This is a genomic window from Polaromonas sp. P4_H1 (assembly GCF_056400945.1).
Genome location: NZ_JBFUKG010000001.1, coordinates 30,369 through 44,517 on the forward strand (window position 1 = coordinate 30,369; position 14,149 = coordinate 44,517).

At 64.8% G+C, this 14,149-nt stretch carries 14 protein-coding genes; 10 read left to right on the forward strand and 4 right to left on the reverse strand.

The window, feature by feature from the left end; genetic code table 11:
* Positions 1–87: 87 nt before the first annotated feature.
* Positions 88–1,818, reverse strand: coding sequence for an adenylate/guanylate cyclase domain-containing protein (locus AC1DS5_RS00145; RefSeq protein WP_477716222.1), 1,731 nt, complete (start codon positions 1,816–1,818; stop codon positions 88–90).
* A gap of 55 nt (positions 1,819–1,873) precedes the next feature.
* Positions 1,874–2,569, reverse strand: coding sequence for a ribulose-phosphate 3-epimerase (rpe, locus tag AC1DS5_RS00150; RefSeq protein ID WP_477716223.1), 696 nt, complete (start codon positions 2,567–2,569; stop codon positions 1,874–1,876).
* A gap of 98 nt (positions 2,570–2,667) precedes the next feature.
* On the opposite strand from rpe, the gene apaG reads away from it, so the two are divergent.
* The 5 genes from apaG to thiL all read left to right on the forward strand — a co-directional run bounded on the left by apaG (position 2,668) and on the right by thiL (position 8,668).
* Positions 2,668–3,063 (forward strand): Co2+/Mg2+ efflux protein ApaG, encoded by a 396-nt coding sequence (gene apaG / locus AC1DS5_RS00155; protein ID WP_477716224.1) that lies wholly within the window; start codon positions 2,668–2,670, stop codon positions 3,061–3,063.
* A gap of 8 nt (positions 3,064–3,071) precedes the next feature.
* Positions 3,072–5,036 carry a site-specific recombinase gene (locus tag AC1DS5_RS00160; RefSeq protein WP_477716225.1) on the forward strand — a complete coding sequence of 655 codons (1,965 nt, stop codon included), beginning with the start codon at positions 3,072–3,074 and terminating at the stop codon, positions 5,034–5,036.
* 223 nt (positions 5,037–5,259) lie between these two features.
* A complete protein-coding gene (locus tag AC1DS5_RS00165) occupies positions 5,260–6,519 on the forward strand; it encodes a cation:proton antiporter domain-containing protein (RefSeq protein ID WP_477716226.1) in 1,260 nt (419 codons plus the stop codon).
* On the forward strand, positions 6,509–7,648 hold the full coding sequence (locus AC1DS5_RS00170) for a YbdK family carboxylate-amine ligase (protein ID WP_477716227.1): 1,140 nt from the start codon (positions 6,509–6,511) through the stop codon (positions 7,646–7,648). The genes AC1DS5_RS00165 and AC1DS5_RS00170 overlap by 11 nt, the downstream gene beginning before the upstream one ends.
* 33 nt (positions 7,649–7,681) lie before the next feature.
* The gene (gene thiL, locus AC1DS5_RS00175) at positions 7,682–8,668 is read left to right on the forward strand and encodes a thiamine-phosphate kinase (RefSeq protein WP_477716228.1); all 987 of its coding nucleotides are present in this window, start codon (positions 7,682–7,684) and stop codon (positions 8,666–8,668) included.
* 104 nt (positions 8,669–8,772) lie between these two features.
* Here thiL and AC1DS5_RS00180 read toward each other — a convergent pair whose 3' ends face one another.
* Both AC1DS5_RS00180 and AC1DS5_RS00185 read right to left on the reverse strand, forming a co-directional pair.
* Entirely contained in the window at positions 8,773–10,170 is a 1,398-nt protein-coding gene (locus AC1DS5_RS00180; RefSeq protein ID WP_477716229.1) for an esterase-like activity of phytase family protein, read from the reverse strand.
* Between the two features lie 111 nt (positions 10,171–10,281).
* Complete coding sequence (locus AC1DS5_RS00185) at positions 10,282–10,482, reverse strand: hypothetical protein (protein WP_477716230.1); 201 nt, start codon at positions 10,480–10,482, stop codon at positions 10,282–10,284.
* A gap of 132 nt (positions 10,483–10,614) precedes the next feature.
* On the opposite strand from AC1DS5_RS00185, the gene AC1DS5_RS00190 reads away from it, so the two are divergent.
* The 5 genes from AC1DS5_RS00190 (at position 10,615) to AC1DS5_RS00210 (ending at position 14,148) form a co-directional block, all read left to right on the forward strand.
* Positions 10,615–11,523, forward strand: a complete 909-nt coding sequence (locus AC1DS5_RS00190; protein WP_477716231.1) for a LysR family transcriptional regulator — start codon at positions 10,615–10,617, stop codon at positions 11,521–11,523.
* A complete protein-coding gene (locus AC1DS5_RS00195) occupies positions 11,520–12,065 on the forward strand; it encodes a phosphatidylglycerophosphatase A family protein (RefSeq protein ID WP_477716232.1) in 546 nt (181 codons plus the stop codon). The genes AC1DS5_RS00190 and AC1DS5_RS00195 overlap by 4 nt, the downstream gene beginning before the upstream one ends.
* Positions 12,066–12,082: 17 nt before the next feature.
* Entirely contained in the window at positions 12,083–12,577 is a 495-nt protein-coding gene (locus AC1DS5_RS00200) for a CinA family protein (RefSeq protein ID WP_477716725.1), read from the forward strand.
* Positions 12,578–12,699: 122 nt separating this feature from the next.
* Positions 12,700–13,191, forward strand: coding sequence for a nuclear transport factor 2 family protein (locus AC1DS5_RS00205; RefSeq protein WP_477716233.1), 492 nt, complete (start codon positions 12,700–12,702; stop codon positions 13,189–13,191).
* Between the two features lie 3 nt (positions 13,192–13,194).
* Positions 13,195–14,148 (forward strand): alpha/beta fold hydrolase, encoded by a 954-nt coding sequence (locus AC1DS5_RS00210; RefSeq protein WP_477716234.1) that lies wholly within the window; start codon positions 13,195–13,197, stop codon positions 14,146–14,148.
* The last annotated feature ends 1 nt before the right edge of the window (position 14,149 follow it).

Genomic DNA, 14,149 nt, shown 5'->3' on the forward strand with positions numbered 1-14,149 from the left:
GCTCATCCGCAAGCACCTCCCCAAAATATACCCGCAGATTCTGGCGCACCAGCCTCTGCATATTACCCCGACCCCGGCTCAGAAAGATCAAGGCGCAGCGGCTTCGGGCGGCAAGCCTGCATCCAGCGCGCCGATCAGTTCGCCCAGGGACACCTCCAGCGCTGCCAGCCGCCCGTCAATGGCTTCACGCGACAGGCTTTCACTGAGGGTCAGCTCCAGCGCTTCTGCGTCATGTGGTACACGCGTTGCACCAATCTGCCCCGCGATACCCCGCAAGGAATGGCTCAGCATCTCAGCCGTTTTCAGCTCACCTTCCGCCAGGGCCTGGCGGATGCGCGCGATCGTTTGCGGGTGGCTTTGCTGGAAGCGGCGGAGCATCGAGACGTACAGCGGGTTGAGCCCCATCGCGCGAGACAGTCCCAACGCCAGGTCCAGGCCCGCCACGTGGTCGGGCAATAAAGCATTGGCTGAATCCACCTTCACCTCCACCGCCCCGGCCTCGGGGGCAGCGTCAGCTTCAACTTCAGGGACAGGCACGGCGGTGGCAGCCACCGGCGCCTCCAGGCGCTCAAGCGCCTTGCGAAGCTGGGCAGCGGCTTGCGCCCGCTCCGCATCCGTCAGCCGGCCCAGGTCGATGTCCATGCGCAGTCCCGGCCTGTCACTCTGGATGATGCCGGCATCACCTGCCGGGGCGAGGGCCGTGTTACGAACGGCATAGATGGCGATGGGCTCGGAAAAGCCCTTGGCCAGCAGGGGCTCCCGCGCATCAGCGAGGATTTCGCCCTGCACCAGGGCATGGGTTTCGCTGGAGATCAGGATCCCGCCGGGCTCGGCTGCCTGCTCAAGCCGGGCAGCGAGGTTCACCTCACGCCCGATGATGGTGTATTCCATGCGCAGCGCACTGCCGAAATTGCCCACATCGCAGAAGCCGGAATTGATACCGATACGTATCTCGAACGCCTTGCTGATGCCCATGCTGCGCCAGCGCCGCTGCAAATCCTGCATGCGCTTTTGCATCGCCATCGCCATCCTCACGCACTGCAATGCATCCTGGCGCGGCCCCAGGCTGTGGGGGTCACCAAAAAATATGACGATGGCGTCGCCGATGAATTTGTCCAGCGTCGCGCCGTATTCCGCCGCGATCTGCGACATCTCCGCGAAATAGCTGTTCAGCAGCAGTGTGACTTCTTCGGGTTGCCATTGCGCCGTCGAGGCGGTGAAATCCTTGATGTCGGAGAAAAACACGGTCAGCCGCTTGCGTTGCGTCTGAATTTCGGCGTGGCGGGAACCGTCGAACAGCGACTGGTAGACCTGTGGCGCCAGGTAGCGCGACAGCTGCTCGGACAAATCCTTCAGGCGTTTGGCATTGGCGCTGCGTTCCAGATGGAGCCTGACGCGGGCCAGCAAAATGGGCGGGCTGATCGGCTTGGTGATGTAGTCCGTGGCCCCCAGATCCAGCCCTTTTTGTTCATCCGCCACGCTGCCGAGGGCGGTGAGGAAAATGACCGGGATATCGGCCGTGCGCGGGTCCCTTGCCAGCCGGCGCATGACCTCATAGCCATCCATGGCGGGCATCATGACGTCCAGCAGGATGAGCCCGGGGCGCGGATTGCCCTTTGCCAATTGCAGGCCGGCCTCGCCATCGCCAGCCACCAGCACCTCGTATCGCTCCCGCAGCAAGGCCTCGAGGAAATAGCGGATATCCGCCGTATCGTCAATCACCAGAACGCGGGGCCGGTGCGGCTGCACCGGGGCAGTCATGGCACCAGCACCCGGATGGAGCAGCTCGCCCGCTCCCGGCCTCGCTACGTTATGCATGGTCCGGCTCCTCCATTAAAACCAGAGGCACTTTTTTGCGCCCCGGCGCGCCGCCTCAGTTCGCCAATGCGGCCCGCATCGCGTCAATCACCGCCTTGTAGTCGGGTTTGCCAAAAATGGCGCTGCCTGCCACAAAGGTATCCGCGCCGGCGGCGGCCACACGCGCGATGTTGTCGGTCTTGATGCCGCCGTCGACTTCCAGGCGGATGTCCTTGCCCGAGGCATCAATGCGTTTTCGCGCCTGCTCGATCTTGCGCAGCGCCGAGTCGATGAAGCTCTGCCCGCCAAAGCCGGGGTTGACGCTCATGATCAGGATCAGGTCTATGTCGTCTATGACCCAGTCCAGCACCTCCATGGACGAGGCCGGATTGAACACCAGCCCGGCCTTGCATCCCTTGGCTTTGATGGCCTGCACGCTGCGGTGCACGTGGCCGGACGCCTCGGGATGGAAGCTGATCAGGTCGGCGCCCGCATCGGCAAACGCGGCAGCCAGCGCATCGACGGGCTGCACCATCAGGTGCACATCAATCGGTACCGGCGAGCCATCGGATTTTCTGGCGTGGGGTTTCAGCGCCTGGCAAATCATGGGCCCGAAAGTCAGGTTGGGCACGTAGTGGTTGTCCATCACATCAAAGTGGATCCAGTCGGCCCCCGCCGCAATGACGGCCTCAAGTTCAGCACCGAGGCGGGCGAAGTCGGCGGACAAAATGGACGGAGCAATCCGGTAGGTGGGCGGCGTGGTTTTACTCATGGGGCGATTGTCGCAGCAAGCCGCCCCCGCTGCCGGGGGGGCCGTTACACCGGCACGGGTTGAGGCGGTTAATATGGACGCCCACAGTTTTTCCAGCCATGTCCAAATACCATTTTTCCTGCGAAGTCGTCCCCCAGTACCAACCTGACCAGTCAGCGCCCGAAGACCTGATTTACGGGTTTTCCTATACCGTCACGCTCACCAATACCGGCGATGTGGCCGCCCAGCTGATCTCCCGCCACTGGATCATCAGTGACGCGAACGGCCACACCGAAGAAGTCAAGGGGCTGGGCGTGGTGGGCCACCAGCCGCTGCTCAAGCCGGGCGAGTCCTTCCAGTACACCAGCGGCTCACGCCTGCGCACGCCGACCGGCACCATGCACGGCAGTTATTTTTGTGTGGCGGAAGACGGCACGCGCTTCGAAGTGGCCATCCCGATGTTTGTGCTTGAGGCGCACCAGGGGGGCAATCCGGCCGGCCGCGTCCTGCATTGACCCGGCCGATGAAAGACCTGCCCACCCTGCTCCGGGCGCTGAACCCCGATGCCGACCTGACCGGGCGCCATGTGTGGCTGATCAGGTTGTTCGCTTGGATTCGCGGCGACCAGACCTCGGTCCAGGCCGCCGTGGCGCGGGTACAGGCTTTCCTGGAGGCCGCCGAGGCGCAGCCGGACGTTCAGCGCCGCCTGCAGGCCTGGTGGCAGCAGCTGATACAGACGGTCGACATCACCACCTTGCTGGCGGACTTTGGCTTTGCACCCCGCACGGCTTTTGTCAGCGAACTCGGCGAACGCCTGCGCCGCAAGATGCTGCCGGGCACGCCCGAAACCACCGATGCGTCGGAGTTGTTCCCGCTGGTGGCGCCGAGGCGTTTCGATGCCCAATGGATGGGCGCCCTGGAAGAGCCGCAGATCGACCAGCTGGCCTGCCTGCTGTCACCCCATGGCCAGCTGGACACCCTGCACTGGCAGTACAGCCTGGTGGACGCACTGACCTACTGCACGGCCCAAATCCGTGCCACCGGTTTCGCGCCGGAGTTGCGGCTGCGCATGGACCGGGCCACGCCCCACGCGCGGGCATTTCACGCCCTGCCGTCCGACATCGAAGAACTTCGCAGCATTTTCTTCAACCCCGAACGTGACGAGGCGCAGCTTCAGGCCGCCGTCACGCAGTACCGCGGGCGGCTTGACGCCTGTCGCCAGGCGGTCAACAGCGTCTATGCGCACATCGAGGAAAACGGCATTTCGGTCGGCATGGTGTTCCGCCTGCGCCAGCTGCGCGAGCGCATGATGCGTGTGCGGGAACTGCTGGACGCCCTGCTCTCACCCAAACCGGCCATGGCCGCACTCAAGCTGCTGGTGCGGCGGGTGGTCATCGGACACGATAGTAAAAGTATCGGCGCGCTGATCAGCGCCAACTCCACCCTGCTGTCGGCCAAGATGGCCGAGCGCAGCGCCGAAACCGGCGAGCGCTACATCACCCGCAACCGCGAGGAATACCGCGACATGCTGGGCAAGGCCATGGGCGGCGGTGCGGTCACGGCCTTCACCACGCTGCTCAAATTCATCGTGGTGGGCATCGGACTGTCGGCTTTCTGGAGCGGCTTCTGGGCCAGCGTGGCCTACGCCGGCACCTTCGTCATGATCCAGCTGCTGCATTTCACGCTGGCCACCAAGCAACCGGCGATGACGGCGCCCGCCATGGCGGCCAAGCTCAAGGACATCGGATCGGCCGAGGCCACGAATGCCGTGGAGGATTTTGTCGATGAGGTGACGCACCTGGTGCGCTCGCAGGTGGCGGCCGTGTTCGGCAACGTGTTCATGGTCGTGCCGGCCGTGCTGCTGATCAACGCGCTGATCCTGCTGCTGCTGGGGCATCCGATGATCAGCCACGAGGAAGCCCGCCATATCCTGGCCACGCTGACGCTGCTGGGCCCGACGCTGCTCTGGGCAGCCTTCACCGGCGTTCTGCTGTTTTCCGCCAGCATGATCGCCGGGTGGGCCGAGAACTGGTTTGTGCTGCACCGGCTTGATTCGGCCATGCGCTACAACCCGCGCTTTACCAGCGCCCTGGGAAGTGAACGGGCGGCGCGCTGGTCAGCCTTCATGCGCGAAAACATTTCCGGCTTTGCCTCCAACATTGCCCTGGGCTTCATGCTGGGCCTGATCCCGGCGTTCACCGGCTTCTTCGGCATCGAACTCGAAGCACGCCACGTCACGCTGTCGACAGGGCAACTCGCTGCGGCCGGCGCCTCGCTCGGTTTTGAGGCTTTCCGGCACCCGGCGATCTGGTGGTGCATGGCCGCGATTCCCCTCATTGGGGCGCTGAACCTGGGTGTGAGTTTTTACCTCGCGTTCCGTTTAGCCCTGCAGGCCCACAACGTCAGCGGGGTGGACCGCGCCCGCATTCGCGCAGCCATCTGGGCCCGCTGGCGCACCCAAGCACGCAGCTTCTTCATGCCGGCGTAGTGCCGTCACGGCGGACCGCTGTCCGGCCATCAGGTGGTTTCAGTTATTGTCCTACAGGGCGGGCGCCATGACACCTGTAAATTAGTGCAACGCATCGTCGCTTCTCGAGTGACGGCCGGGCTTCAAGCTATAACTGCTGGCCAACCAAAAGCGCACCCGCCTTTGCCTCTCCCCCGCGGCAGGCGTGGCTGCAGAGTCCTGACCAGAGTGGAGAGCCTCCTGCATGAATGAAATCCTGGCCATCTGGGCCGAGTGGATCAAGCCATCGGCAGGGTTGCCTACGGTGCAGTGGTCCATCCTGCTGGCCCTGGCAGCCGCTTCCGGCCATCTGGTGAACCGTTACACCGGCCTGCCCAAGGTCATCGGCTATTCGGCCCTCGGGGGCATAGCCGGTCTGGCCGGATTCACGGGCGCTGCCTGGCCGTTGCAGGGTATCGGGCTCTTCCTGCTGGAACTGGGCGTCGCGGTCGTGCTGTTTGAGGCGGGCGGCCGTATTCCGCTGCGCTGGTTTCGCCACAACCCCATGGTGCTGGTGCAAAGCCTGGCCGAATCCACGCTGACCTTCTTCCTGGTGCGCTGGGCGCTGGACTATATGGGCGTGCGCGAAGTCGTCGCCGAATCCCTGGCCCTGCTGGCCATCGCCGCATCGCCCGCCGTGCTGGCTCGCGTGGCCATCGACACGCGGGCTGCGGGCCCCGTCACTGAGCGGGCGCAGGTGCTGTCCACCCTCAGCACCTTGTATGCCCTGACGCTTTGCAGCGCCCGCGCGGGGATGATGCCGCGGGGCGAAGCCGAGCTGACGAACTCGCTCTATCCGGTGTTGGTGGTGCTCGGGCTGTCGGTGGTGGTCGGCGCCGTGCTGGCACTCACGCTGCGCACCGCACTGCGCGTGATGAGCCCCACCAGTGAGAACACCGCCATCCTGCTGCTCGCGCTGATTGCGGCCGGCGCCGCGCTGGCCGCCAACTTTGGCGGTTCCGCGCCGCTGGCGGCACTGCTGGGCGGCATGCTGCTCAAGCAGCTCAATCCGCGCCCCTGGTCCTGGCCGCGGCAAATGGGCACGGCCTCATCCATGCTCACCATGCTGATGTTTGTGCTGGTGTCGGTGGTGGCAGCCCAGGCCGACTGGAGCGGCCCGGTAGCGGGCCTGGTGCTGGCACTGGTCGTGGCACGCATGCTGGCCAAGATTATCGGCGTGGCGCTGGGCAATGTTGGCAGTGGTGCCAGCTGGAAGCAGGCGCTGTGGGTCGGCTGCGCCATGTCCCCGATGTCGTCGGTGACGCTGCTGCTGGTGTCGCAGTTTGTGGCCGCTTCCGGCGCGCTGGGGCGGCAGATTGCCGGGGTGGCGTTGCCGGCCATTTTGCTGATGGGGGTGCTCGGTGCCATTTTGGCCACGGTGGCCATCTACCGCGCCGGCGAAAGTTCAACCCCCTGGCCGCCGCTGCGGCGCAACCCCCCTGCAGGACCCCGTCATGAGTCTTGAAACCTTCCATAAATCTGCCGCCTTGTCATTGGGCGTGGAGCTTGAGCTGCAGCTGGTGAACACGCATGACTATGACCTGGCCCCCTATGCCGAGGACATGCTGCGCCTGATGCACAAAATCCCGTTGCCCGGTGCGGTGGTGCCCGAGATGACCTCGAGCATGATTGAAATCTCCACCGGGGTCTGCAACTCGTCGTCGGAAGTGCTGGGCCAGCTCTCGCAGATCCGCGATGCGCTCGTGAAAAGCGCCGACAAACTCAATATTGCCGTGGTCGGCGGCGGCACGCACCCGTTCCAGCAGTGGCACGAACGCCGCATTTACGACAAGCCGCGCTTTCGCGAGCTGTCCGAGCTCTACGGTTACCTCTCCAAGCAGTTCACGATTTTCGGCCAGCATGTGCATGTGGGCTGCCCGAATGCAGACAGCGCGCTGCTGACGCTGCACCGCATGTCACGCTACATCCCCCATTTCATCGCGCTGTCGGCCTCGTCGCCCTATGTGCAGGGTCAGGACACGGCGTTTGACTCGGCGCGACTCAACTCGGTGTTTGCCTTTCCGCTGTCGGGCCGCGCCCCGTTTGCGCTGACCTGGGACGACTTCACCGTGTACTTCGACAAGATGACGCGCACCGGTGTGGTCAAGAGCATGAAGGACTTTTACTGGGACATCCGGCCCAAACCGGAATTCGGCACCATCGAGATCCGGGTGTTCGACACACCGCTCACGGTGGAGCGTGCCACGGCGCTGGCGGGCTTCGTGCAGTCGCTGGCCTCGTGGTTCATGAACGAGCAGCCCTTCATGCCGACGGAAGACGACTACCTCGTCTACACCTACAACCGCTTCCAGGCCTGCCGCTTCGGCCTGGACGCCGTCTATGTGGACCCGGCCACCGGCGGCCACATGCCGCTGCGCGAACACATCCTGATGACCATGGAGCAGATTGCTCGCCATGCCGGCGCGGTGGGCGCCGGCGCCTCGCTGCACCTGCTGCAGACCAGCGTGGAGCGGAGCGACAACGACGCCCGCTGGCTGCGCGAGAAACAGGGCGAGGAGCGCCTGCTGGCCGAAGTCATCCGGCAGGCGGCGCAACGCTTTCGCGGCGGCGTGACGCATACCCAGCTGCCCTGACCGGGCAGGCGCACTGCCTGTATGCTTGGCCCCATGGGTGAGTTTGATCTGATCGCGCGCTACTTCACACGTCCTGCACGCCGTGCCGTGCTCGGCGTGGGCGACGACTGCGCGCTGCTGCAGCCGACGCCGGGCACGCAACTGGCCATCTCCAGCGACATGCTGGTCGAGGGACGGCATTTTTTTCCGGATGTCGATCCTTTCGCGCTGGGTCACAAGGCACTGGCGGTCAACCTGAGCGACCTGGCCGCCTGCGGCGCGACACCGCTGGCCTTCACGCTGGCGCTCGCCCTGCCGCGCGCCGACGAGGCTTGGCTGGAGCCCTTCTCGCGCGGCCTGCTGCACCTGGCCGATGCGCACGGCTGCGAGCTGGTCGGCGGCGATACGACGCAGGGGCCGCTCAATATCTGCATCACCGTGTTCGGCGAGGTCCCTGTGGTGGGCGGCAGGAGCCAGGCCCTGCTGCGCTCGGGCGCGCGGGCGGGCGATGACCTGTATGTGAGCGGCACGCTGGGCGATGCGCGGCTGGCGCTGGAGGCCCTGCGCAGCACCCTGCAGCTGCCCGCCGAGGCACTGGCGCAAGCCCGCACCCGCCTGGAGCAGCCCACGCCCCGGGTGGCGCTGGGCCAGGCCTTGCGCGGCGTGGCGAGCGCCGCGATCGACGTGAGCGACGGGCTGCTGGGCGACCTGCGCCATATCCTCACGGCCTCCCGCGTCGGTGCCACCATCCACACCGAACTCGCTATGGATTTGGCCGCTGCCGGCTCACGTCTGGCCGTGGAGAGGGCCGCTATTTCCCAAGAAAAACAGCTTGAATTCGTGCTCTCGGGCGGCGACGATTACGAATTGGCCTTCACGGCGCCCATGTCCGCCCGTGATGCCGTGCGGGCCGCCTCGCAGCTGGCACAAACGCCGGTCACACGCATTGGCAGTATCGAGAGCGAGACCGGCTTGCGGCTGGTCGATGCCCAGGGGCAGTTCATGCCCGGCGGGTTCTCGTCATTCGACCACTTTGCCTGACACGGCAGCAGCCATTATTTGCGCCCCCATAGCTGCCGCCTGACTCTCCGGGGCAGCAAGCAGGCGCTACCGCGCCCCCCGCCCCGCCTCGCCTCACCTCACAGTTACTTCACCTCCACCAGCGCACGAATGTCCAGCAGGGTCAGCTCGTTGTCATCGGGCTTGCCGATCACACGGCCTGACGAGTACGGGAAGTTGTTGTCATTGACCAGCACAATGTGCGTGGCATCGACAATCGCCAGCCCTTCGGGGCCCAGGTGCGGCAGCACAAAATTGGCTTCATTCGGACCCAGGCGGGCAAGCCGATTCGGGTTGGCGATACGGGTCAGGTCAATGTAGGCGACCTTGCGCACCAAGCCGTCGGCATCCACAGCCGACAAATCAATCTTGTAAACACGCTTGAAACGTGCCGGGCGGGTAAAGCAGTCGGTGCGCGCTTCGTTGGGGCAAGCCGGCGCCTGGCCTTCGGTGGCATCGTCGCGCTCAATCACCAGGCCGGTCGTGGCGTCCAGCATCTGGAAATCAGCGGCGACGTTGCCCACTTCTTCCAGCAGGTATTTCCACTGCTTGCCGGTGTAGCGGCGCGAGGCCACATCGACTTCATTGATGCGTACATAGGTTTTGTCGCCCAGCTTCTCCACGCCCCTGGTGGCCGCATCGAACAGCGGGCCTTCAAACATCGGGTAGAGCTTGCTGCCATCGGGCGACTTGGCCATGGCTTCAAAACCATTGGAGCGGCGCACTTCAAACAATGCCTCGCCGGGCAGGTTGGGTAGGCGGCCCTGCATGTAGTGATCAGGGGAAGCCAGCAGCTTGCCATTGACGACCGTCTCGATCACACCCAGCACGCGGCCCTGAAAGTCGGTGCGCAGGATGTAGGGACCGAACTCGTCGCCAATCCACCATTCATTGCCCACCACCTGGATCGACTCGGGGTCGAAATCGATGCCGGTGAGGTAGCGGCGCTGCGTGTTTTCGTTCTGGATGTGAAAGGGCACGCGTTTATGGGGGTCGCTCAAAAAGATGGTGCCGCGGCGCACCACTTGACCCTTGCTCCAGTTCACCGACATCCGGTGCACCATCAGCAGCGCATCCTGCGAATTGACCTTGTTGCCAAAACCGTTGTCGGTCAGCACCAGAAATTCACCCTTCCCCACCGACACGATGCCGGAAAAGCCCTGCACCGACTGGCCTTTCATCGGCAGCGTGCCGCCCGAGGTGCGCGGGTATTTGGCATCCCCCACAAAGGTGTTGGCCGCCTCAGAGCCCAGTTGCTCGTTGCGCTGGCGCCTGGCATTGGCGAATTTGCCGGCCGTGGCAAAAAAAGCACCGGCATCGCCCGGCGCTTTCACGGCGCCGGTGGCGGGGAGGGTGGCATGGCCCGCCAGGACGGCCTCCACCGCTGGCGCCGGCGCAAGCTCGGCACGGCTGCCGCCCGAGGCCAGGCACAGTGCACAGGCGGCCGCAATGGTCAACGCATTCATTTGTTTCAACACCGACATGCTCATCCTCCATTTAGTGGCTGAACTGTGCCGGGTCTGTGTGAAACCGGTATGACAAAAGGGCAACCAGCATCACGCCTGGTGAGGGTCCCGAAAGCAAGGGTTGGTCTTTCAGGCCTCGTGCCGGTGCTCGGGCGCGACGCGACGCAGCAGCCACCAGGCGCTACGGCGCGCAGCTTGCAGCACCCGCACGGCGGCCCGGCCTGTCCCGCTCCAGAATTCCTCGCTCGCCTGGCGCCGCAACTGCCGAGCCTGAAGTTTGGCCGCATCCATCAGGCGGCCGTATTCGGCTGGATTGATCTTGCTGTTCATGACGCTTCCTTTCGTTGCGATGGGGATGAAGCCACTTTAGGCAAGGGCTGCCACGCCGGAAACGGCAGGTGGCGCAAATGGGTTTTGCATCCACTGCAAAGCCGCTGGAAGCGTGCTGGTTACCATTGGCCCATGCGCCACCTCGACTTCGACGACATGCACCTGTTCGCCCGCGTGGCCGAGCTGGGCACGCTCTCGGCCGTGGCGCGCGAGCGCGAAGTGCCAGTCAGCCAGGTCTCGCGCACCTTGGCGCGCATTGAAAAAGCCTGCGGCGCGCGGCTGATCCACCGCTCCACCCACGGCCTGGCGCCCACGGCCGAGGGTGAAACTTTTTTGCAGTACTGCCGCCGCATGATGGGCACGCTCGACGAGCTGGAAGGCGAATTTGCCCAGCAGACCCGGCAAGCCAGCGGCTGGGTGCGCGTGGCCGCCAGCACCGTGATCGCCGAATACCTGCTGGTGCCCAGCCTCGCAAGCCTGCACCAGTGCCACCCGCGGCTGTGCGTGGAATTCCAGGTGGAAGACCGGCTGGTGGACATGGCGCACGACGGCATCGATATCGCCATCCGCACCGGTGTGCCACCCACTGACACCGTGGTAGCGCGGCAAATCGGCGCGCTGGGCCGCCGGCTGTATGCCACGCCGGGCTACCTGCAGGCGCATGGCACGCCCAGGCATCCCGACGAGCTGCGCCGCCACAAGCTGATCACGAACAGCGCCGTGCCCATGCTCAATCGCTGGCCGTTCCAGAGCAAGGGCCAATCCAGCATGATCGCGGCCGAAGCCTGCTGGCGCTCGGACAGCACGGGCATCACCACCAAGCTCGCCCTGCATGGCCTGGGCATCTCGCGCATGGCCACCCTGGTGGCCGAGCCACTGGTGCGCCAGGGCCTGCTGGTGCCGGTGCTGGCGGACTTCGTCGATGACCAGCCCAGCCCCGTTTACGCGGTTACGCTTACCAGCCGCCACCGCCTGCCCAAAATCAGGGCCTGCATCGACCATTGGACCGAATGGTTTGAAAAAACCAGAACTACCCCATGACCACCATGAGCGATTCCCCCCCTCCGCCAGAGCCCCTCAACCCGCCCGGAACCCGGCCCAACGCCCGGTTTCTGCTGGCGCATCCGGCGCATTTCATCGCCCTGGGTTTTGGCTCTGGCCTCAGCCCGGTGGCACCCGGCACGGCCGGCACCCTGTGGGCCTGGCTGTCATTTCTGGTGCTGCAGCACTGGCTGGCGCCGGCAGAGATGGGCTGGCTGATTGCCGCCTCTGCGCTGGTGGGCTGGTGGGCCTGTACCGTCACGGCAAAAAACATGCGGGTGCTGGACCCCGGCAGCATCGTCTGGGACGAAGTGGTGGCTTTCTGGCTGGTGCTGTGGCTGGTGATGCCTGCGGGCTTCTGGGGCCAGCTGGTGGCATTTGGCCTGTTCCGTTTTTTTGATGCGGTCAAGCCGGGGCCCGTGGCCTGGGCCGACCGGCACTTCAAGGGCCTGGGTGCCCGTGGCGGCTTTGGCATCCTGTTCGACGACATCGTCGCCGCGTTCTGCACCCTGCTGGTGATCGCCCTCTGGAGAATCTGGTGAGCACTCAATTGCCATCCATGGGCGAGCGATCTACCCCGGAACTTGTTGGGCTGGTGGCTGATTTTCTTCAGAAAAAACAATGGATGATGGCCACCGCCGAAAGCTGCACCGGCGGCATGATCTCTGCCGCCTGCACGGATCTTTCCGGCTCCAGCAACTGGTTTGAACGCGGCTTTGTGACCTATTCCGACGCCGCCAAGACCGAGTTGCTCGGGGTGGACGCTGCGCTCATCAAGAAACACGGCGCCGTCAGCGAGGCAGTGGCCTGCGCCATGGCCACGGGGGCCCTGAGCCGTTCGCCGGCGCAGGTGTCGGTTGCCGTCACCGGCGTGGCCGGTCCGACGGGCGGTAGTGCGGCCAAGCCGGTGGGTACGGTATGGTTTGGTTTTGCGCTGCCGGGCCAGGTGGTTTCAGAAGTCCGGCGTTTTGACGGAGACCGGGCCGCCGTGCGGGCAGCCACGGTACGGCATGCGCTGCAGCGTCTGGTGGAGTTATTGCAACCCACCCCCTGACAGGCGCGGCGCAGAGGGACACAACTCGCGGGCAACGCCGAGGCGGTGGCGGTCGCGCTCCGGTGCAGGCCCGGTGCGGCCAAGAAAATGACCAGAGACCCGTCAGTCATCCAAGGAGTCGCATGCACCCGAACCAGAGCCAGCTTGAAAGCTTCTATGCAGCCTTTGCCCGCCTCGACGCGGAGGCCATGGCCGCCTGTTATGCGCCGGATGCGCAATTTGACGACGAGGTGTTTTCCCTGCGCGGCCACCCACAGGTCACCGGAATGTGGCGCATGCTCTGTGACGTGACCCGGGCCAAGGGGGCAGATGTCTGGAAGCTGGCGTACAGTGGCATTGAAGCCGATGCGCGCAGCGGCAAGGCCCACTGGGAGGCCGACTACCGTTTCAGCACAACGGGGCGTATGGTGCACAACATGATCGACGGGGTATTTGAATTCAATGAGCAGGGCCTGATCACCCGTCACCGCGACCGCTTTGATTTCTGGGCCTGGTCGCGCCAGGCCCTGGGCCTGCCCGGCCTGCTGCTGGGCTGGACACCGTTTTTGCGACAAAAAGTCAGGGCGCAGGCGGCGGCAAATCTGCAAAAATACCTGACATCACACGGGAGTTGAATAATGACCTGGTTTGACGGCTTTGAGTCGCGCAGCTTCGAGGTCAATGGGGCCTCCATCCAAACGCGCTTTTCCAAAGTGGCGCTCGGCGATGCGCCGCGCCCGGCCCTGCTGCTGATCCACGGCTTCCCGCAGTCGCATGTGATGTGGCACCGGGTCGCGGAGCGCCTCGCCCAGCACTACTTCCTGGTGATGCCCGACCTGCGCGGCTATGGCGACTCATCCAAAACACCGGGCCTGCCGGACCACAGCAACTACAGCAAGCGCAACATGGCCCACGACATGGTGGCGGTGATGAGCGCCCTCGGTGTGGACCGCTTTTTTCTGTGCGGCCACGACCGCGGCGCGCGGGTGTCACACCGGCTGGCGCTGGACCATGCAGCCCGCGTGATAAAACTCTGCGTCATCGACGTTGCCCCGACGCTGGACATGTACGAGGGGCGCGGCATGACCGAGCCCTACATGGCGTTTGCCCAGGCCTACTACCACTGGTTTCACATGCTGCAGCCGGCCCCGCTGCCGGAAATCATGATGGGCGCCAACCACCTGGAGACGGCCAAAGCCTATCTGCATGCCAAACTGGGCGGCTGGGGCAGCTCCGGACTCGGCTACATAGAACCGCAGGCGCTGGCCGAGTACGAGCGGTGCTTCTGCAATGCCGAAGCACTGCACACGGCCTGCGAAGACTACCGCGCGAGCGCCCGCATCGACCTGGAGCACGACCGTGAAAGCCGCGCGCACGGCCTCAAGGTGGGCTGCGACATGCTAGTGCTCAGCGGTGAGCGCGGCGTGGTGCACCGGCTCTTCAACCCGATGGCGTTGTGGCAGGAACAATGCAGCGGCATCGTGGCGGGGCATACCATGCCGGCGGGGCATTTCATTCCCGAAGAGCAGCCCCAGGCGGTGGCGCAGGCCCTGCTGGAGTTCTTTGCTTTGCCTGAGCTGGATCGGGTTTGAA

Bases quoted from the DNA above. Each gene is read 5' to 3' on its own strand.
- AC1DS5_RS00170 (WP_477716227.1), top strand. From the start codon at position 6,509: ATGAGTCTTGAAACCTTCCATAAATCTGCCGCCTTGTCATTGGGCGTG.
- AC1DS5_RS00210 (WP_477716234.1), top strand. From the start codon at position 13,195: ATGACCTGGTTTGACGGCTTTGAGTCGCGCAGCTTCGAGGTCAATGGG.
- rpe (WP_477716223.1), bottom strand. From the start codon at position 2,569: ATGAGTAAAACCACGCCGCCCACCTACCGGATTGCTCCGTCCATTTTG.
- AC1DS5_RS00165 (WP_477716226.1), top strand. From the start codon at position 5,260: ATGAATGAAATCCTGGCCATCTGGGCCGAGTGGATCAAGCCATCGGCA.
- AC1DS5_RS00190 (WP_477716231.1), top strand. From the start codon at position 10,615: ATGCGCCACCTCGACTTCGACGACATGCACCTGTTCGCCCGCGTGGCC.
- thiL (WP_477716228.1), top strand. From the start codon at position 7,682: ATGGGTGAGTTTGATCTGATCGCGCGCTACTTCACACGTCCTGCACGC.
- AC1DS5_RS00160 (WP_477716225.1), top strand. From the start codon at position 3,072: ATGAAAGACCTGCCCACCCTGCTCCGGGCGCTGAACCCCGATGCCGAC.
- apaG (WP_477716224.1), top strand. From the start codon at position 2,668: ATGTCCAAATACCATTTTTCCTGCGAAGTCGTCCCCCAGTACCAACCT.
- AC1DS5_RS00145 (WP_477716222.1), bottom strand. From the start codon at position 1,818: ATGCATAACGTAGCGAGGCCGGGAGCGGGCGAGCTGCTCCATCCGGGT.
- AC1DS5_RS00195 (WP_477716232.1), top strand. From the start codon at position 11,520: ATGACCACCATGAGCGATTCCCCCCCTCCGCCAGAGCCCCTCAACCCG.
- AC1DS5_RS00180 (WP_477716229.1), bottom strand. From the start codon at position 10,170: ATGTCGGTGTTGAAACAAATGAATGCGTTGACCATTGCGGCCGCCTGT.
- AC1DS5_RS00185 (WP_477716230.1), bottom strand. From the start codon at position 10,482: ATGAACAGCAAGATCAATCCAGCCGAATACGGCCGCCTGATGGATGCG.
- AC1DS5_RS00205 (WP_477716233.1), top strand. From the start codon at position 12,700: ATGCACCCGAACCAGAGCCAGCTTGAAAGCTTCTATGCAGCCTTTGCC.
- AC1DS5_RS00200 (WP_477716725.1), top strand. From the start codon at position 12,083: ATGGGCGAGCGATCTACCCCGGAACTTGTTGGGCTGGTGGCTGATTTT.